The organism is Pseudomonas sp. SIMBA_041, assembly GCF_046535095.1.
Lineage (GTDB): Bacteria > Pseudomonadota > Gammaproteobacteria > Pseudomonadales > Pseudomonadaceae > Aquipseudomonas > Aquipseudomonas mucoides.
In genome coordinates this window covers 1-248 of the sequence record NZ_JAWRXJ010000718.1, presented here as the reverse complement: position 1 = coordinate 248, position 248 = coordinate 1, and the positions used below count along the sequence as shown (strand labels likewise).

At 60.9% G+C, this 248-nt stretch carries 1 protein-coding gene; it reads right to left on the bottom strand.

Features of this window, described 5'->3' with window-relative positions; genetic code table 11:
* Positions 1 to 25 precede the first annotated feature (25 nt).
* The coding region (locus SB725_RS32980) for an alginate export family protein (RefSeq protein WP_410923670.1) at positions 26 to 248 on the bottom strand (223 nt) is incomplete at its 5' end.

The window sequence follows — 248 nt, the reverse complement described above, 5'->3', positions numbered from 1 at the left end:
CATGGCAACAAATCCTCTACCGGCCTCAGAAGCGCCAGATCACGTCGACGAAGGCACGGTGCATGTACGAGTCCGCTTCCTTGCCATAGGCATCGCCCGGCTTGAATACACCGGCACGCAAGCGCACCAGGGCGGACGGTTCGTCAATGGCCTGGCTCATTGAAGCGGGCAGCAGGCCCTGCTTGAAGTACTTGGTCACGACCACGTCCATTTCCTGGCCGAGGTCTTTCTCGCCGTTGACCAGCGGG